General features: G+C 33.9%; 15 protein-coding genes, 1 tRNA gene and 2 pseudogenes. 3 read left to right on the top strand and 15 right to left on the bottom strand.

From position 1 onward, the window contains the following. Positions 1 to 9: 9 nt before the first annotated feature. The 7 genes from dnaE to LSO06_RS02965 form a co-directional block, all read right to left on the bottom strand. Positions 10 to 3,453: a DNA polymerase III subunit alpha gene (gene dnaE / locus LSO06_RS02995; protein WP_231760585.1), complete on the bottom strand. Its 3,444-nt coding sequence runs from the start codon at positions 3,451 to 3,453 to the stop codon at positions 10 to 12. Positions 3,454 to 3,568: 115 nt separating this feature from the next. After that, positions 3,569 to 4,744, bottom strand: coding sequence for a methyl-accepting chemotaxis protein (locus LSO06_RS02990; RefSeq protein WP_370639796.1), 1,176 nt, complete (start codon positions 4,742 to 4,744; stop codon positions 3,569 to 3,571). A 181-nt stretch (positions 4,745 to 4,925) separates the two neighbouring features. Next, positions 4,926 to 5,513 carry a hypothetical protein gene (locus LSO06_RS02985; protein ID WP_231760583.1) on the bottom strand — a complete coding sequence of 196 codons (588 nt, stop codon included), beginning with the start codon at positions 5,511 to 5,513 and terminating at the stop codon, positions 4,926 to 4,928. Between the two features lie 126 nt (positions 5,514 to 5,639). Next, the gene (gene pyrG / locus LSO06_RS02980) at positions 5,640 to 7,238 is read right to left on the bottom strand and encodes a glutamine hydrolyzing CTP synthase (RefSeq protein WP_231760582.1); all 1,599 of its coding nucleotides are present in this window, start codon (positions 7,236 to 7,238) and stop codon (positions 5,640 to 5,642) included. A gap of 252 nt (positions 7,239 to 7,490) precedes the next feature. After that, on the bottom strand, positions 7,491 to 8,297 hold the full coding sequence (locus LSO06_RS02975) for an ABC transporter permease (protein ID WP_231760581.1): 807 nt from the start codon (positions 8,295 to 8,297) through the stop codon (positions 7,491 to 7,493). Positions 8,298 to 8,325: 28 nt separating this feature from the next. Continuing rightward, the gene (locus LSO06_RS02970) at positions 8,326 to 9,144 is read right to left on the bottom strand and encodes an ATP-binding cassette domain-containing protein (protein ID WP_231760580.1); all 819 of its coding nucleotides are present in this window, start codon (positions 9,142 to 9,144) and stop codon (positions 8,326 to 8,328) included. A 42-nt stretch (positions 9,145 to 9,186) separates the two neighbouring features. Then, complete coding sequence (locus LSO06_RS02965; RefSeq protein WP_231760579.1) at positions 9,187 to 10,254, bottom strand: glycosyltransferase family 2 protein; 1,068 nt, start codon at positions 10,252 to 10,254, stop codon at positions 9,187 to 9,189. A gap of 230 nt (positions 10,255 to 10,484) precedes the next feature. Between LSO06_RS02965 and pyrH the strand changes: the two genes are divergently transcribed. Both pyrH and LSO06_RS02955 read left to right on the top strand, forming a co-directional pair. Beyond that, the gene (gene pyrH, locus LSO06_RS02960) at positions 10,485 to 11,174 is read left to right on the top strand and encodes a UMP kinase (protein WP_231760578.1); all 690 of its coding nucleotides are present in this window, start codon (positions 10,485 to 10,487) and stop codon (positions 11,172 to 11,174) included. A gap of 8 nt (positions 11,175 to 11,182) precedes the next feature. Beyond that, positions 11,183 to 11,266: transfer RNA gene (locus LSO06_RS02955), tRNA-Leu, on the top strand. A gap of 113 nt (positions 11,267 to 11,379) precedes the next feature. Here the strand turns inward: LSO06_RS02955 and LSO06_RS02950 are convergent. From LSO06_RS02950 to LSO06_RS02920, 8 genes and pseudogenes are all read right to left on the bottom strand, one after another. Then, positions 11,380 to 12,723, bottom strand: coding sequence for a Sapep family Mn(2+)-dependent dipeptidase (locus LSO06_RS02950; RefSeq protein ID WP_231760577.1), 1,344 nt, complete (start codon positions 12,721 to 12,723; stop codon positions 11,380 to 11,382). 116 nt (positions 12,724 to 12,839) lie between these two features. Continuing rightward, positions 12,840 to 13,214, bottom strand: coding sequence for a response regulator (locus LSO06_RS02945; protein WP_231760576.1), 375 nt, complete (start codon positions 13,212 to 13,214; stop codon positions 12,840 to 12,842). Positions 13,215 to 13,290: 76 nt separating this feature from the next. Beyond that, a complete protein-coding gene (locus LSO06_RS02940; RefSeq protein ID WP_231760575.1) occupies positions 13,291 to 15,060 on the bottom strand; it encodes a BB0569 family chemotaxis protein in 1,770 nt (589 codons plus the stop codon). Beyond that, positions 15,060 to 16,211 (bottom strand): chemotaxis protein CheB, encoded by a 1,152-nt coding sequence (locus LSO06_RS02935; protein ID WP_231760574.1) that lies wholly within the window; start codon positions 16,209 to 16,211, stop codon positions 15,060 to 15,062. The genes LSO06_RS02940 and LSO06_RS02935 overlap by 1 nt, the downstream gene beginning before the upstream one ends. 60 nt (positions 16,212 to 16,271) lie before the next feature. Beyond that, positions 16,272 to 17,927 (bottom strand): annotated as a pseudogene (locus LSO06_RS02930) (chemotaxis protein CheA); the annotation flags it as partial. 173 nt (positions 17,928 to 18,100) lie between these two features. Further along, positions 18,101 to 18,437, bottom strand: a pseudogene (locus tag LSO06_RS05825) (Hpt domain-containing protein); the annotation flags it as partial. 24 nt (positions 18,438 to 18,461) lie between these two features. Then, positions 18,462 to 18,773 (bottom strand): hypothetical protein, encoded by a 312-nt coding sequence (locus LSO06_RS02925; RefSeq protein WP_231760572.1) that lies wholly within the window; start codon positions 18,771 to 18,773, stop codon positions 18,462 to 18,464. 12 nt (positions 18,774 to 18,785) lie between these two features. Further along, positions 18,786 to 19,325 carry a chemotaxis protein CheW gene (locus LSO06_RS02920; RefSeq protein ID WP_231760571.1) on the bottom strand — a complete coding sequence of 180 codons (540 nt, stop codon included), beginning with the start codon at positions 19,323 to 19,325 and terminating at the stop codon, positions 18,786 to 18,788. 205 nt (positions 19,326 to 19,530) lie between these two features. On the opposite strand from LSO06_RS02920, the gene LSO06_RS02915 reads away from it, so the two are divergent. Then, complete coding sequence (locus LSO06_RS02915; protein ID WP_231760570.1) at positions 19,531 to 20,106, top strand: BAPKO_0422 family outer member beta-barrel protein; 576 nt, start codon at positions 19,531 to 19,533, stop codon at positions 20,104 to 20,106. The last annotated feature ends 40 nt before the right edge of the window (positions 20,107 to 20,146 follow it).

Raw genomic sequence — 20,146 nt, 5'->3', positions numbered from 1 at the left:
TCGATCCTCCTAATCAAACCAAATATCCTCTACTATCTCATGTCGCTTCAGCTCATCAATCATAACTTCATTCGGCTTAAAATTTAAAATTGAACTCATTTTTAGTTTCAAATTCCTATCACTACTGCCTAAATAAAGATAAACTTGTGCAAATCCCGTATCATCTTCAAACTCAAAGATTCTATCCTTTAAAGAGTAGAGGAGATCAGAATTACCTAATTTTTCATTAATAAATTTAATATGAAGATTATTAAACTTATTGACAGACAGTTCCTCAATACTTAATACTTTCTCAACGACTATTGAAAATTTATCTCTACTAAAAGTAAGCTTGCCTATGACCCCAACTACATTACCTTCAATAAGTAAATGCTTGTATCTCTCATAATTTTCGGTAAAAATCACAATTTCGATTGTGCCTTTAAAATCTTCAACAACACCGAAAGCCATCCTAGCATTATTTCTCTTGGTATGTATAATCTTTATTGAATTTAAAGCACCGGCAAATTGCACAATGCTATTCTTCTTAATAGCAAGCTCTTCTGCCACATTCAAGGTTGTAAAGCTTTCTATTGCAACTCTGTATGGATCAAGAGGATGCCCAGATACATAAAAACCCAAAAGCTCCTTCTCAAACCTTAAAAGATCAGAATAAGAATACTCCTCAAGTAAATCATAATGGAAACCCTCCTGAACAGCCTTATGAACTCCAAAAGATCCAAATAAACTATTCTGACCAAGTTTCTCATCGCTCTTATCCTTAGATACAACCTCCAACAATCTATCAAGATTTTCAACAAGTGTTCTCCTGTTTTGGCCAAGACTGTCAAAAAGTCCAGATTTTATTCCAGACTCAAGAAATTTCCTATTTATAACCCTATCGTCTACCCTTCTAATAAAATCCTCAAAAGATTGATACTTACCATTCCCCTCTCTCTCAGCAATAACAAAGTCAACTATAGCCCCCCCAATATTCTTAATCCCATTAAGCCCATAAGATATACCTGACTCCATTACACGAAACTCCTTAAAAGACTGATTCACATCAGGTTTTAAAACACTAATCCCCATAGACTTCGCTTCTTCAATATAGTAAGAAAGCTTTTCACTATTATTAATCTCATTTGTTAAATTGGCTGCCATAAAGCTTTCAGGGTAATTAGCCTTAAGATATGCTGTCTGATAAGCTATTAAAGAGTACGCAGCTGCATGCGATTTATTAAAACCATAGCCTGCAAAGGGTTTTAGAAGTTCAAATATATCACTTGCAATCTCCTCATCATAGCCCTTAAGAAGTGCCCCTTTTAAAAAGTCGATCTTCATCCTATTCATTTCATCTTCTTTCTTCTTTCCCATTGCACGCCTTAAGATATCCGCTTTTCCAAGAGAAAACCCCCCAATAATTTTTGCAACTTCCATTACTTGTTCCTGATAGACAATAACCCCATAAGTTGGTCGTAGCACTTCCTTTAAATCTGGATGAGGATATTTAATCTTCCGAGCTCCTGTCTTAGCCGCAATAAATTGAGGAATAAACTGCATAGGCCCCGGACGATAAAGTGCATTTAAAGCAATTAAATCTTCAATACTATCAGGCTTAGCCTCTCTTAAAACCTGCTGCATACCCTCCGACTCAAATTGAAAGACAGAAGCACTGCGCCCCTCAGACAACATCATAAAGGTCTTAGCATCACTCTCAGAAATATCCTCCATTTTAAAATCAGGATTAAAGATCTTAATCAGATTTTCTGCATTCTTTATCAAAGTTAATGTCTTAAGACCAAGAAAGTCCATCTTAACAAGCCCACAATCTTCCAGCAAATCCATTGTGTACTGTGTTGAAACAGTATTTTGTTTATAGTCTTTGTAAAGCGGTACATACTCCGTTAAAGGAGCTCTAGAAATCACAATACCCGCCGCATGAGTTGAAACATGTCTATTCATACCCTCAAGCACAAGAGCTGCATCCATCATTTCCTTATACAAAGGGCCCTTGTTAAAATATTCTTTCAAAGTTTTATCTGCTAAGACTGCTTTTAAAGAAACCTTAGGGCCATCAGGGATAAGCTTGGTAAGCTCATTGGACTCAGCAAAAGGTATATCTAGTACCCTTCCAACATCTTTAAATACAGCTTTAGGCTTTAAAGTTCCAAACGTAATTATCTGAGCAACTCTATCCTCTCCATACTTGCTTGTAACATATTTTATGACTTCATCCCTACGCTCAAAACAGAAATCAATATCAAAGTCAGGCATAGATACACGCTCAGGATTTAAGAATCTTTCAAAAAGAAGATTGTATTTTAAAGGATCAATGTCTGTAATTCTTAAAGAGTATGCAACAATTGAACCTGCTCCAGACCCACGCCCAGGACCAACAGGAATATCGTTATCATGCGCAAATTTAATAAAATCCCAAACAATTAAAAAATAAGTCTCAAACCCCATCTTAATTATTGTTGATAGTTCATATAAAGCACGCTCTTTGATGTCCCTCGTCAGGTCCCCATACCTAAAACCTAATCCTTCAATTGTTAGGTGTTCCAGATATTGCCCTAGTGTGCCAAACTCACTAGGCACCCTATACTCAGGAAAAATAGGCCCTGGAAACTTTATTTCGAAATTATTACACTTTTCTGCAATTCTTACGGTATTTTCCAAAGCTTCTGGTAAGTCTTTAAAAAGTTCACACATCTCTTCCTGAGATTTAAGATAAAACTCATTGGTCTCCATCTTAAGCCTATTAGAATCGCTCCTCTTGGCTCCTGTTCCAATGCAGACAATAATATCCTGAGCGGTTGCTTCCTCCTTATTAACATAATGAGAATCATTAGAAACAGTTAATGCAACGTTAAGTTCTTTAGAAAAAGCGACCAACTTCTCATTAACGATATCTTGCTGTCTAATCCCGTGTCGCTGTAGTTCTAGATAAAAATCATCCCCAAAAATACTTTTAAACCAAAGAATTTCATTCTTCGCATCTTCAAGCCTATTTGCCATAATCAGCTGGGGAATAATCCCACCAATACATGCAGACGTACAGACAAGGCCCCCAGAATACTTTTCAATATCACTCTTATCTATCCTAGGACGATAATAAAATCCCTCCAGATAAGAAATGCTTGTAAGTTTCAATAAATTCCTATAGCCTATTTCATTTTTAGCAAGAAGAATTAAATGGTAAGAGGGCTTTCCTAAATCATCATTCTTCTTTATATGCTTTGATAAACTAGACATATATGCCTCAATGCCAATTATGGGCCTTATCCCTACCCTTCTTGCTTCTTTATAAAACCTAATAGCACCAAAAAGATTACCATGATCTGTTAGTGCAATATGAGACATATTATGCTCTTTCGCCTTCGCAACAATACCTGTGATATGAGCAGCACCATCTAGAAGAGAATAATCCGAATGAACATGCAAATGCACAAATCTAACTCTCAAATTCATACTCAACTTATTTCATCAAAATAAAATCTGATCTTTAATAGATTATACTCTAACCCAGCCAAACATCAACTAAATTACCTAACGTATTTGCACAGAATCACCAGGAAAGGTAAATCTACGCAAAAACACTAATATTCTTGTTATCTAATTCAAATACCTTATTTTTAACATACTCAAGCTTCTTAATAATCTCCTCTGAGATCCCTTCCACTTGAGCTAAAAAATCTTCTGCCCTCCTTAACTCGGCATCGTCAAAACCATCCTTTGTAAATATTTTCAATATGTCAACTGCTAATTTATGCATATTCAGGTAACAAGAATAAACATCATCCCATATTGCCTTAATATCAGACTGCTTTGGGGAAAGACCTTTATAAAACAAACCAAACCCATGCTTCATAGGCTCCGTTTGGACAGCCACACATCTCTGCTCTTCTACAATCAACTTTAAAACATTAACCCAAGCCATCTGTTCTGAAATGATAAACTCCAATTCCTTTAAAAATTCATCATTAGAATACATAAAGGTATCAGAACAAGACAAAGAATCACAGCTTCTTGTTAAGCAATAAACATTGGCTTCAATACTCTCAATGCTATCAATTAACGCAGAAAATCCATCCTTATATCCAATAAAATCTTTAAACAAACCATTAAGAGAATCAAGTTCTTCAAGAAAAGAAGAGAAAAACCTATCCACATCCAACTGCAAACCTCTGATGTTCTCAGAAACTAAATCCCTAGAGACCTCCTCAATTTCCTTAACAGAAATCATGTTCACAACACTCTTCGCCTGATCCGAGAGCCGCTTAATCTCATCAGCAACAACAGAAAAGCCCTTTCCATACTCCCTTGCTCTGGCTGCCTCAAGCTTGGCATTAAGAGAAATCATATTGGTTGCACCCAAGAAACTATTTATTGTCTCCAAACTCCCCTGAACACTCACAATAACAGCGGTAATCTTTTTCAACTTCTCCTCGTTGATATTCTCAATATTACCAAAAATAAGTCTCGCCCGTTCACGCCCTTCATTGGTCATCTTAATAACTGTCTCAAACATCTGGCCAAGATTATCAAAATTAGCAAAGATATTTTTATACAAAAACTCAATACTAAGCACTGCATTACTAACAGAAGCCTTGGTATGATAAAATCCCTTTACTAACTCCTTAACCGGAGCCTTGTACTCATATACGCGTAAATCCTTCTTCTTGTCCTCAGAACTCCCCAAGGACTCAGACTCTTTACCTAAATCAGCCTTTTTCTTACTAAAAAATGAAAATTTTTGCATAAAAGGAATTTTACCACAAAAACAATTTTTTCCTAAAAATGCTAGCACAGCCTGACTCAGTGACTCTCCAAATCAAAATAATCTCAAAAGCCATAAAACATCACAAACAACTTTGCGAAACCAAATTCCCTTCAAAATAGATGTTCCAACAAAACACTAACCCTTATCAAGGGTAAATATCTCAACTATTCTTAACTAAGGAATATTTACCCTTTACTTTATTAAACTCAAATAGAATATCTTCATAAGAAAAAAACCTCATAAAGATCTCGATGAAATCCTCCAACTTTGCTTTCACTTCCGGTAAATAAAAATCGTTATCGAACCTAAAAATATCATCTGATTCTAGTGTAATTAATTCTTCATTCTGCTTAAGAATAACCTTCTTTGGCTGCCAAAAAAGAACGTTAACTTTATTTCCCTGAAGAAAAAATCTCTCAAGCTCATAATCAAGGTCGATCTGATCCGTTTTTGCTTCAATAACACCAACAATAACACATCTCTCATAATCCAATCTCTTAATAAGAACTGCATCCGTCTGTACTATTTTCCCCGCAATATCAAGAGGAAATTGCTCTTCAATTTCATATTTCTTGTTAAATGGAAGATTTGCTATCTTTCTGAAAAGATTAAGAAGTATATACTTCGTACTCATATCTTTATTACTCTGCCTTAAACAGGGTATTTTCATCCTATATTTAAGCTCATCAAAAAAGTATTTAACTAACCTTTTCATTGCAATCACTTTCTTAATATTTTCCTCTTTCACACTACCCCCTAATAAACATTTCCCGAAAATACATCCTAAAGATTATATTATAATCTTTGCAACATGTTAAAGAAACTCACGCTCCACCCTAGATGTGATGATTTTACAAAATAATACCAAGAATAATTAAAGACACGCTTTAACTAGTCCTAGAAAGAGTTTTGACGGATTCTCCAGCCTCGTAATAAGTTCAGGATGAAACTGACAGGCTACAAAAAACTTATTCTTTTGTATTTCTACCATTTTTACTATTTTAAAATCCTCAGAAAATCCAGAGACAACAAGACCATTTTTCTTAAACAAATCAAGATATTCATTATTAACCTCATATCTATGTCTAAACCTTTCAATAATCTTGTCTTTTCCATAAAGCTTAAAAGCTATCGTACCCTTTTCCAAAACCACGGGATAACCTCCAAGCCGCATCGTAGCCCCCTTATCCTTTAACTCCTTTTGTTCAGGCAATAAGTGAATAACAGAATTACCTGTAAAATTACCCTCAAAATTTTCTTCAGTATCCGCATCAAGTATTCCACAAACATTCCTTGCAAATTCAATTACTGCAAGCTGCATGCCAAGACAAATACCAAGAAAAGGAATATTATGCTCTCTTGCATACTTAATTGCAAGAATTTTGCCCTCATACCCCCTGCCTCCAAAACCACCAGGAACCACAAGGCCATCTACATTTCTTAAAATTTCTTCATCAAAATTGGTGCTATCGATTATAGTTGTCTTAATTAAAACATCTAAATTAGCAGATACATGGATTAAAGACTCAAATATTGATGCATAAGAATCCCAAAGTTCGGCATATTTGCCACAAATGGCAATATTTATTATCCTTCTAGGAGATACAAGATTTCCCTTTATTACACTCACCAATCTATCAAGCTCTTCTATCTTGGGGCTGATATTGATTTTAAATTTAGATCCTAAAATTTCATGTAATCCCTGTTTGTAAAAAGAGATAGGAATTTCATAAATAGTTGCAACATCTGTATTGTCAATAATGGAGGTAGTATCAACATTACAAAACATAGCTATTTTCTGTCTTATTTGCTTTGTCAAAAGCTGAGAACTTCTTGCAATAATTAAGTCTGGAAAAATTCCAGCTTTGTTTAGTGTCTTCACGCTCTGCTGAGTGGGTTTAGATTTTTGCTCATTAATCCCCACAGGACTCGGCACATAAGTTAAATGAACAAAAGCAATACTGCTACTTCCAAGTTCATATCTTATTTGTCTCATAGCCTCAATAAACAAAATATTCTCCATATCCCCTACAGTACCACCTATTTCAATCACCAAAAGTTCACTGCATTCCTCTTTAGCAATTTTAAAAATTGTTGCCTTTATCTCATCAGTAACATGGGGTATAAGCTGCACAGTTCGCCCCAAGTATTTGCCGTGCCTCTCATTATCAATAATATTTTTATATATTTTGCCCATGGTAATATTCCAATTAGACTTAGCATTTAAATTTAAAAATCTCTCATAATGCCCAAAATCCATGTCAACCTCTCCACCATCATCAAGCACAAAAACTTCTCCATGTTCAACAGGATTAATAGTACCAGGATCTGTATTTAAATACCCATCACATTTAATTGGGGTTATCTTTAAATCATCCCTAAATAATCTTGCAATACTTGCTGATGTCACTCCCTTCCCTATGCCAGAGATTACACCTCCTGTTACCACTAAAATCTTTAGATTATTTTTCATTAAAACTCTCCTAAAAAATTACAATACTCAATTTTTATAGAACACTGAAATACTCTATATTCTTGAATATACACAATTATCAAAGATTGTATGTATTTAAGAATTAACCTCTTTATTCTAATAATAAAATAAAAAACACACTCGAATGTTCAAGTGTAGAACCCCTATCTTAATATTACTTAAAGAAAAGAAACTAGGTGTTAAAAAAATACTAAATTAAACGAGCACACTACCATATAATGCTTTAAGCATCTAGTATAACAAAGCTAGCGATGCTACTAGCAAAAAGAATAGCAAGGAGAAAAAAGAGATTAATCCTAACAAAATTACTAACCCCGTCTTGCTGTTTGAATTTCCCAAGTTTCTGAGAACAAAATATGCGAAGGGATACAACAAAACAGAAAAAAGCGCAGAACTAGTATTAAATAAAAACAAGTAATGTCCCTTATCTGAAACACTAAAATTGTATGTAATTTTAAATAAATTATTATCTGTAAAAAATATAACAAAACTGAAAAAGGCCTCCAATAATATATAGAATAAAACACTTATAACCACAGCCCTTAAAAAAGGATAACTTCCAAACAAGAGTCTAGATATTAAAAATATAGGAAAAGCCATTAGATAATGGAAATAAGTTATTCCTAAAAATCTAAAAATGAGACCTAAAGAAAAAAAATTAATCCCGCTTTCTTTTAAAAAAACACCATCTAGTAAAACAGCAAAATTTAAACTCAAATAATAGCAAAGAATTAAAAATAATGGCAGCGCAAATAAAAATTTAAACAAAACAAAAAAATACCTCTCTAGGGTCGATACGGGCAGAGCCAAATAAAACACATTTGCAAGCGGATCATGAATCAACTTATAATGATTCAACATCATATGTATTGACACAAAATAGGACGATGCAAAAAATAAAAACATAATTCCATCAGCAGGAAGATCAATTAAACTAAAATTATAACAAACCCTTGAAAAGAGATGAATCAAATTGAGCACACCAAAGACTGACACAAAACAATAAAGATATAATCTTTTATTATAAATAAAATCCATATTGAGAAGTTTGGAGAACCTTTTCAAGCTAAACATTTACTAAATTCCTTGCCTTACCACTAGTCACATATAAAAAGAAAAACTCAAGGTCAACATCATTATCACAACTCCCTTCCTCAAAATATAGTGCCCTAAACCCCTCCCTTATTCCCTCATAATAAAGCTCTTCTCCACTCAACTTATCTACAATTTTAACTTTATAGTTCTCACTAATATGAGAAATTGAGTTTGAAAAAAGAACATTCCTGTTATCAATAATAGTCAAATGGTCTACTATACCTACCAAATCTCTAACATTATGCCCTGTAATAAAAACCATTCTATTTTCTAAACTACTTATAACACCTCTGAAAACATTCTTGGAAGCAATGTCAAGACCATTTGTGGGCTCATCAAATATTAAAACAGGAACATTTGTAGCTACAGCTACAGCAATAACACCCTTTTTTTTCTGACCATATGAAGAAGATAAAAACTTGAGATTAATATCTAAATCAAATTTCAATAAGCATTCCCTAAAATTCTCTTCATTAAACTTTGGATAAAAGTTACACAAAGAATTACAATATTCACCCAAAGAGATATTTGGCAACTTAAATTCTTCAGGAACAAAAAACAAATTCTCCAAAGCTAGAGGATTTCTTGGGAAAACATCTAAAGAATTAAACAGAACCTTTCCTTTAGTCGGCTTTAAAAACCCACTGATGAGCTTCAACAGAGTAGTCTTGCCTACACCATTTTTACCTAAGATCAGGTAAGTCTGAGGCTTTGAAAAAACTAGATTCAAATCTGAGTAAACTTCATACCTGTCATAAGAAAAGGACACATCCAAACATTCTATTCTCACCTATATTCTCCCAACGAATACTCCCACTAACTACAAGAGACATTAATTCTTCAAAAAAACCCTATAAATGAATATAGCAAAATTAACATAGAATACTGCACTAACATCCCACACTTTCAACATAACTCTCGGCAATATTTGAATCTCGCTTAACCCTGAAGAACTCTTAAGATTTAAGTAATACTCCCTAAACTCTTCATGACCCTTAATTTCATTAAGGACAGAGATAAGTTTTGACTTATAAGCCTTATACACAGGACGATCTTTAATATTCCAGGCCACTATATAAATTTGTTTAAAAGAAATAAAATAATAAAGCTGTAAATAAAATTTTTTATAAAGACGTAAATACTTTTCGAATATTTTCTCATTTTTTAGCAAAGCTTCTATCACCTCAAGAGTTCCAATAGTCCTACTTATTACACTGATTGAAGAACTGGCACTCCCCATCCGCTGAAAATTAGTGTAGAAATAATTATTAACAAAAGAAACTTTGTCTGCTTTTAAAAAAACGTGAACCAAGAAAACTATATCTTCTAATACTACATTTTGTAGTTTAATATTATGATTTAAAATCAAATCTCTTCTAATGAGCTTATCCCACAATGTACCCACAACAAAGTTTTTTCTAGAAAAACTAGCAAAAACAGTCGATAATAAATTTTCAAAAGCCTCTTTACCAGTTATTGGGTAATTAGGAAAAGGAAGTAGAGATTTCCTTTTAATATTTCTTGCAAGAAAATAAACGTAAAACTGAGAACAAACAACATCCGAATTATCAGCCTTGGCCCTATTGTATAACACCTCAAGCATAGTACTTTCGACCGAATCATCACTATCCCAATAAACTATATATTCTCCCTGAGCTTTTTCAAGTCCATTATTCCTAGAAGCAGCTATCCCCATATTCTTTTGATTAATAATTTTTATGAAATCATACTTATCTGCATACCTTTGTGCTATTTGTAAACTATTATCGTAAGAACCATCATTAACTAATATAATTTCCTTATCTCTTAACGTTTGATTAACGGCATCTTTGATTATCAATTCAAGGGTCCTATCTGAATTAAAAAAGCAAATAATCACAGAGACCTTGTATTTATGCATAACATCCTCCCAAATAAACACCACCCTACAAAAGTCTGCATAGAATAATTTACCATCACTGAATAACATTTCATATCATAACGTCCAAGCAAATATTATACAGCATAGTCATACAGCATAGTTAATGAATCTACATTATTCTAACCCTATTTTCAAATAAACTCAAAATACTAATATATAATGAAAGGTAAAATAGAGAGACACATTCCTATCAGCGAAAAGGGGTTTAAATGCTTAAGATAATTAGCCTTGGTGGCGGAGTAATTATTCCTGATAAAATCAATATAGAATACATTAAAGATTTTAGGAATCTTATTTTTGAATGGATAAGAGAAGATAGTAGAAGAAAAATAATATTAATTATAGGTGGTGGCAAAACAGCAAGAGAATATCAAGAAGCTTATAAACAACTAAATCCCAAATTTGAAAATGATGACCTTGATGAAATTGGAATAATGGCAACCAAACTAAATGCCGATTTTATTTGCAAATCAATGAAACCGTTCTGCATTGATGCAGTTGTAAGCGATCCTTCCAAAGATTTTAATTTTAAAGGAAGAATACTAGTTGCATCGGGGTGGAAACCGGGATTTTCAACAGATTACATTACTGTTAAATTTGCTGAGAAATTCAAATCGAATGAAATAATTAACCTAACGAATGTAGATCAAGTTTACGATAAAGATCCGAAAAAATTTAATGATGCAAAGGGATTGAGTAATATTACTTGGGAGAAGTTACAAGACATTGTTGGAAAGAACTGGGACCCTGGGGCTAACTTACCGTTCGACCCAATAGCTACCAAATTAGCCTTAAAACTTGGTCTTAAAGCTTATGTGCTAAACGGACTTTTTATTAAAAACTTAGAAAAAGTTTTTAATAAAAAAAATGATTTTTTAGGTACTATTATAGTAAAATAGAATTCATTGCCGGTATGGCGGAATTGGTAGACGCGTCAGACTCAAAATCTGATGGAGGCAACTTCGTGTCGGTTCGACTCCGACTACCGGTATTCGTGCCCCTCTTTTAACCGAGAACCAAAAGGCAACCGTCCTCTGGGAAGGCTCTTGATTGTTAACCCAAGCCCATGAGAAGAGCCCCGGTAGCTCTTGAATACCAGATCCTCTAGCCATTAAGTTTGCTAATAGCTTCCTTGTAAATTGAAACAAGCCTTAAAAGATCACTCTCCTTCATATACTCGTTAGTCTGGTGAGCCGTATTGTCTGCTCCCCTAAACAGCGGACCAAAAGCAACGCAATTCTTTAAAGCTCTAGCATAAGTCGCACCTCCAATAGCAATAGGCCTAGCATCAACTTCTCCTGTAAAGTCCTTGTAAACTTCAATCAAAGTTTTAACAAAATCTGAATCAGAATCAACGTAAATAGGATCAAGATAAGAAACTTCATTATAACTTAAAGAATATGGAACCAGAGCATCCTTTATTAAGCTTACCAAATCTTCTCTCTTAAAATCCACAGGATATCTCATATCAAAAGACAAAACCTGATTAGAAGTTTTAGATAAACTAATCTTTGTTAAACAAAGAGTGAGTTTTCCAGATTTTAAATCCTCCAAGACTTTACCAAATAATTTCTCACCATTGATAGTAAACCCAATTTTGTCCTCAAAAAATTTGATAAAATTAGCCTCTACTCCCAAAGACTTGATGATATTTAATGCATAAGGAGCAACATTAACTCCAACATCAGGCAATGAAGCATGTGCCGAAACACCATGAATTACAACGTTATTTTCATGAAATTTATATTTAATCCTATCCCCAAAACCATCAAGCAAAATTCTAAAGTCATCTCGATTAGAATCCCCAAGCTCAAAAGCACATTCTCCAGGAATCACATTATATCCAGTACCAAGGTTGAAATCCATACACCCCACCTCGTCACTAATAACATCAAACTGCAATAAGCCCTTCTCCGCATTAACAACCGGAAAATCTGCGTCAGGGGTGAAAGAAAAATCAGGAAGCACTTCTCTATTTCTATACTGCTCAATACAACGCCATAAAGTTTCCTCATCCGTACCAAAAATCATCCTAAATCTCTTTTTGAAAGAAAACCCTTCTAAAACCAATGACTTAAAAGCATAAAGAACAGCCACCAAAGGCCCCTTATCATCCAAAATACCCCTAGCATAAACATTCCCATCCCTAAAACTAAGGTTAAAGGGATCTGAACGCCACTGAGACAAGTTTCCAACATCAACAACATCGACATGCCCCAAAATACCTACAAGCTCATCACCCTTCCCTATTTCAGCAAACCCATAATATCCATCTTCAGCTTTGTAAACCTCAAAACCAATGCCTCGGGCCACATCCAAGACTTTATTCAAACACAAATCAATCTGCTCCCCAAAAGGCTTATCTTTTAAAGGAGAGCCCACAACACTATTAAACCTAACTAACTCTCCTAAGTCAAAATAAAATTGCTCCTTCAACTTGAGATCCATAAGAGCCTCCCATAAAATCAAATCCTTATGTCCTATATCCCCAGAATACAAAACATAAACAACCAATCATACCCGAAGCAACTCCAAAACCCCGAATTTAATTCAGAAAGTACAAGTTAAAATATTTTCGATATCGTTTGCATAAGAGTATCAGGATTAAAAGGCTTAACAAGCCACCCAGTAGCGCCCGCCTTACGGCCCTCATCAACCTTTGATTGCTCAGATTCAGTTGTAAGAACAAGTATCGGAACAAAACTTCCAAATTCTCTTATCTGCTTAATTACCCCTATACCATCTAAATTAGGCATATTTATATCCGTAATAACAAGATCAAAATCCTTATCACTTTGTCCAACAGCTTCCTTAAACTTAGTTACACCATCCAAACCATCCTCTGCCTCAGAAACCCCAAAACCATTTTGTTCCAAAATATAGGCAACACTTTGCCTGATGGCTCTATTATCATCTATGACTAAAATTCTCTTCTTCATTCAACACTCCTTAACTTATTTCCCCCATGCAAAGCCTCCAAAATCATTCAAAACATCCTAGGTAATTATATAAAAATTAAAACAAAATTACACTACCCTCATCTAATGATTGAACATCCTTTTCATCTTCAATAAGAGACAATAAATGCTTTTTGTGTATAAACAAAGTAAATCTATTAGCAATTCTTCGAACAAATTCCTTGTCTTCAATCTCAACAGAACCAATACCACCCCTAGCTAACTCTAAATCAAGCTCAAAGTTAATATCTTGCCCCATATTAACTACCAGCTCTTCAATTTCTAAAAGTCTACCTTTCAAATTTTTAATATTGTAAACTTCCATCTTAATTTCCTCAAATATTTCTAAAAAATCAACCGAAAACATTTCGTAAGACAAAATACTATCAATAGCAATATTTTTTATCTCATAAATATTACTCTTTATCTCCATAAATAATTTTTTAAATTTTTTAAAATAGCTCTTCTCAAGATAAAACCTGTTATCATAATCCTTTACAATCTTCTCAAAGAAAAATATTATTTGATCTAAAAACTCGCGTCCTTTATTAATGTTTAAATCAATATTGCCAATAATTTTTGACATCTCAGAAATATTACCTTCCATATCTTCAAGCTCAATTCTCTTTACAACCTCTATTTTAGAAGCTATATTAATATTTTGAAACCTAGCAGAAATAGCTGCAATATTTGAGAACATAAATTCCAAAGACTTAACAAACTTAATCTGTTCATAATAAAGACTTAAAAAGTTAGAATTATTTTTCTCTACATCGTCTATTCTTTTAAGTAAATTCGATAAAATAACTGAAAAAGATTCCACAGTTTTTGCTATATCGATGTATAAAGAGTTTTCCGCTTTTAAATCATTAATAGTCTGAATAGATGAAATAGACGTGTCAACAAATTCCTCAAACACATTCAAATTTTCATCCAATTTATCAATAACATCTCTGATTATCATTCTGGACGTATCTGTGAAAATAGACAAAAATTTCAATCTCTGAAGTTCACTTATATCTCTAAACTTAAAAACATCAACATTGGAATACATAATGTTTAAATGATACAAAGACTGCGTAAGTCTATCCTGAAACTGAAGATAAGAAACAGCATTCACAAACTTGAATTTAAATTCGCTCAGTGTATCCAATATGCTATCATAAAAGGCAATAACCTCGCCAATCTCTCCTGAAAACTCGTCTATGTTCTTCATCAAGCTATCTTTAAATTCTTCAAGAATTTTATTCTCGGCCATATTGTTTTCACGCACCTGTTCCTTAGCCCGATCAAGCCCAGCCTTAATATCCCTACCCCTACTGGTAAGCTGATCTGCCTGTTTGATCATAGATTGAGTTAAAGTTTTAATTTCATTTGTAATGTAAGAGAAAGCCCCTCCTGCTCTTCCAGCTCTTAGGGCAACCGTTAATGTATTAATAGACATTATCTCCATATCAAGAGAACTTTTTTTCATCTTTTCAATCACATCTTCAAGTATTTCTATGTCCTTAACTTTATCTTTTATAACGCTAAACTGAGCTTCAAGTGAATCGGTTGAAGCATTGAAATAAGACACAAAATCATTCAATACTCTTATAGCCTTATAAATAAAATTATTCAAAGAATAATCATTTTCGATATCAAGATCAGAAATAAGCCCAACACTGAAAGACAAATCTTTAATATCCTTTGAAAGTTTTTCTATTAATTTAGGAATTGATTTGCTTAAATTTGAATAAACCCGCCTCGACCTCTCGTCAAAATTCCCAAGCTCAGCAAACAACTTACCAATGTAAAGTTCAACATCAAAACGCTTATCTTCACTCATTAAGATCTCCTTAAAATACATTCCGATATTTTATTTAAAGGAAGAACCTTATCTACAGCACCTGCTTTTATCGCCTCCATAGGCATTCCAAACACCACAGATGTAGCCTGGTCTTGGGCAATATTATACGCCCCACTATTCTTCATCTCAAGCATGCAAGCAGCCCCATCATCTCCCATTCCCGTAAGCATAACCCCAATAGCATTCCCCGCGGCATACATAGCAGCAGAACGAAACAAAACATTAACAGACGGCTTGTGTCTACTGACCAAAGGGCCATCTAATAAATTAACAAAATAATTACCATTACCGTATTTTACAATCAAATGATAATTACCATTTGCAATTATTACAAGACCCGGTCTTAAAATATCTCCGTCCTCAGCCTCTTTCACATCAACTTCAAATTCATTGTTTAAGCTTTTTGCAAAAGACTTTGTAAACCCACCTGGCATGTGTTGTACAATAACGATTGGAGGGGAATCTTTTCTGAAATATCTTAAAAATACCCTTAAGGCCTCAGTTCCCCCTGTTGAAGAACCAACAAAAATCACTTTCCCTGTTCTTTGTCTATTAATAACACCCTGATACTTTAAAACAACATCTGGATCATTCTTAGGAGCAACATTAATAACATCTGCAACCTTATAGCTCTTTGTCACACCAGAAACATTAGTACCAGGTTTCTTAACCCTAGGCTTAGGATAAAAATTAGGAGCTTTAATCCTTTTAACATCAAAAGAAATAGCAAGTTTATTACTGCCAAGCTTTTTGACCTCAGATTTTACTAAACTTAAGTAATCACTTCTAAATAAGTTGACGACAAGCTTGAAATTAAGCTTATTTATTACTAATTTGATTTTATCTGTCTTATTCTTAAGAAATCCAAAATTTGGATTTTCTTCATCTTCTGCTATAAATACAACAGGAAGTGAGATATTATTAAGAACGTTTTCAAGGGCGCTTCCAAAATTAGATTTAGCAGTACTCTCATCAATAATAACCAAATCGGGGAATTTTTGTAAAAAAACATTAATAAGGTTTAGGGAATTAGATCCCGGATTTAAAATCTCAACATCCAAATCTTGACTGAAAGCCCTGACAAAAATCTGCCTTATTAAACCCTGATTATCAACTATCAATATCTTCATTTCTATCTCTTAGTATACTCTACATTGCCAAAACCCAAAATACACAAATATTAAAGCATACTACTTCATAATTTTAGTTATCGTATCAATATCTATTACTAATGCCAAACTACCATCTCCAAGTATTGTAGCTCCCGACACTCCCTCTACTCTAGAATAAACTTTTCCTAAAGCTTTAATAACGGTCTGATGTTGTCCCAACACTTCATCAACTACAATTCCTATCTTTCCACTATTCGTATTAACAACAACAACATGCTCACTAGCGCTTTTTTCTCTAGATATCTCAAAAAATTCCCTCAGACGTATATAGCTAATCATGCTTCCCCTATAGTTCATAACATTATTATTGCACTCAAGACCACACTTCTCAGACATTAACTTATCGGCCTCAAGACAAGATTCAACGCTAGAGAGAGGCACAATAAAATGTTCGTCTTTTACTCTTACCAACCAACCTTCAATAATCGCCAAGGTCAAAGGAAAAATTAATTTCGTTCTAGTATATTTCCCAAGTTCACTCTCAAGAACAACATTACCCCTTAAAGACTCCACCTGTTTCCTAACAACATCCATTCCAACGCCCCGCCCAGATATACTAGTTACAACACCAGCTGTTGAAAACCCGGGTTCAAAAATTAAATTATAAACATCAACTTCCGATAAAGTTTTTGAAACAGTTTCAGACACTATGCCCTTTTCCACAGCCTTTTTAATTATCTTACGTCTGTCAAGTCCCCTACCATCGTCCTCAATAACCACGATAACAGAATCCCCCGACTGATGTGCAGAAAGCTTAATTACACCCTTAGGATCCTTTCCAGCTTTCACCCTCTCATCGGCTGATTCAATACCATGATCAATTGAATTCCTTATTAAGTGCACCAAAGGCTCATTCAATTTCTCAATGATACTTTTGTCAAGAACAGTGTCCCCGCCCTGAGTATGATAAAGAATTGATTTTCCAAGCTGCGCAGATAAATCCTTAACTATTCTTTGAAACTTTACAAATAAAATTTCAATAGGAACAGTCCTAAGTCCTGTTGTATAATCTCTGAGCTCATTAATAAGCAAAGAAAACTCAGCCGAAATTGAGTTTAAAACATTACTACCTTTATTCTCAGCCTCTTTTGAAAGCTTAGACTGAATTGTTACAAGTTCGCCAACAAGATTTACCAAGTGATCCAATTTTTTTGAATCAACCTTAATACTTGCAATATTTACCTTGCTCTTAGCAGTAGCATCACTAAAATTAAAATTAACCCCATCGCCCCTAAAAGGCGTTTTATTCTCAACTTCTCTCGTTTTTGACGCCGCATTTTGTTTCACAGAATGTATTTCACTCTGATCTTTATCCTCCTTAACCTCATCCGTACCCGCCTCCAACAAATCGGAATCATCGGGTACCTCATAAAGCTTATCAACTTCTTCAACGACAACTTTCGACTGCTCATCCAGGAACACAAAAACATCTTCTATGACACTCCTGCTCTCTTCCGTCTCTAATTTCATCTCCCATTTAACATAAACATTATCAGGAGATATTAACTCCAAATCAGGGATGCCCCCCACCTTAGCTTTAATCTGGCCATTACCCAAATCCAATATTTTCTTTAATAAATTGATTGGTTTGTGGCCATGAAACAAAATGCCCCTTGCTGGTATGAAAACAATTTTATAGACCTTAGTTGCGATATTTAAAGCCTCATCCTCAAATCCACCCTCTAAAGATAATCCAGAGGCAGCCTCTTCTTCAACACCACTAGATGCTTCTACTTGAGCCTCACAATTAGAACTAGATTCTAAGTCATCACTAAGCTTAACATCAGCAGAAGATCCTATTCCCCTTTTAATTGTCTCTACTAACTCCCTTTCTCGAGTTTTAAATTCAACCTCATCAATAGCCTCATCCCCTTCAATTAACTCGCGAATAAAATCAACTGCCATTAGAGTAGAATCAACAGTAGCTTGACCAAATTCATCAGAACCCTCTTTAATAGGATCAAGCACAGTTTCTATCTCATGAACAAGAGAAGCAGTAAAATTAAACCCAAACATTCCAGCACTACCCTTTATTGTATGAAAGTTTCTAAAAATAGAATTAATAACTTCCTGTCCCGATTCAAACTCAATATTAAGAAGTGCTTGTTCGATATCTGAGATGTTCTCTATAGACTCTTCTTTAAAAGAATCTTTAAATTTATCAATCATATCTCTACTGTTCATAAGTTTCCCTTTAAATACATAAAACTAAAATCCAACTAAACTAGACCCTAAATCCAAATTATCAACATCCTCAATATCGCTTAAAAACCCACCATATAGCAAAGAACTTAGGACTTCATCGGATGGATATTCTATCTTTAAAAATAAATTTCTACTCTTAGCGTATTTATTAGAAGCATACAAAATTTGTACGAAAGTAATATCAATTTTTTCTACACTTGAAAGGTTAACAGTAAGAGTATCTCCCTCCTGCATCTCTTTGAAAATATTTAAAAGATCCTCTTTAACCCTAAAAATGCTATTTATTACAAGTTCCCCTTCTGGCTTATAAAGCATAACACAAAACTCCTATTGCTCATTATCAGGATCATATATCGTGGTATTTCTAAATTTGGAAAGTTCCTTAACATCAAACAAATTCTCTATGTCAAGAATAATGATAAACCTATTTTTACTCTTGCCAATCCCTGAGATAAACCTAGCGTTAAACCCCGTACCAATCTTTGGGGTATCATCAATACTAGCCGGATCTAATTCAAGAACCTCGTTAACATAATCTACCAAAATTCCAAGATTAAACTCGTCGCCTTCATATGTTAGAGTCAATATAATGATATTTGAAACATCAACTTCCTTATTTTTTTTAATTTCCTCCTCGCTAATCTTGCGTTCTTCCATACCAAACTGCTTTCTAATATCGATTATCGGAACTATTTTCCCCCGATTGTTAATTATCCCCGCCATATAATCAGGTGTTCTTGGTATTTTCGATATTTTAGTGTATTCTAGTACTTCAACCACATATTTAATCTCGATGGCATAAAGTTCATCCAAGCTAAACAGAAGATACTGGCTCAGCATACTCTGCAAATCCGTTTCTAATTCCATAAGTGCCTCTTAATGATAGAACTAATAAAACAAGTAACATGTCATAATGTCAGCCGCCTTAACCCTGCACTATTTCACGCACCGCTAAACACCAATTATAAATCAAAAATTTAAATACTAAATAAATGTGAAATAATGTTTTAACATTATTTATAATGAACATGTAAGCTCTACTCATTAGCTTCTTAAAATAAAGAAAATGTAAATGATAAACAAAAAATTATTATTCATACTGTTCTTATTAGCAGAACTCGCCCCTGAGTACATATTTTCAAGAGAAATATTAGAAAATAATTCTACCAATACTACAATCGAAAATCCCTTTAATTTTTGTTCAAGAGGAAAGTTTGGATTCGGGATTTTCTTCCCCTTTCCGACAGGAATGGAATTTAGTACAAAAAATTTTGACATCGGCATAGGGATGATACACACAAGTATTACAAATCTTTTCTCAAAAGAATTCATGTTTTATATACATGCTCATTATGTATTCTCAGATCTACACATTGTAAATACTGTCTTTTTCTTTATGGGCGTTGGCTTGTTTTTAGAAATTGGCAATACTACAGAAATATATGAACAAATATCTTATTCAGGCATTAACTACAAAATTGGTTTATCTATCCCTTCTGGAATAAAATACAAAATGTTAGGCGATAATTTTGAGATCAACATAAGGACCTCCCCGTCCCTTTTTATCGGGCAGACTCCTAGCAAGCAATTCGTATTCCCAATAAGAGGAGATTTATCTGTAGGAATAAAGGGTTGGATTAAAAATTAAATTACCCGAACTGCTATATTAACAAAAATCTGTTGAATTT

It is taken from the genome of Borrelia sp. RT5S (genome assembly GCF_021165755.1).
In the GTDB taxonomy this organism is placed as follows: domain Bacteria; phylum Spirochaetota; class Spirochaetia; order Borreliales; family Borreliaceae; genus Borrelia.
Note: the sequence above shows the minus strand (reverse complement) of the source record. Positions and strands in the feature narration are given on the sequence as shown.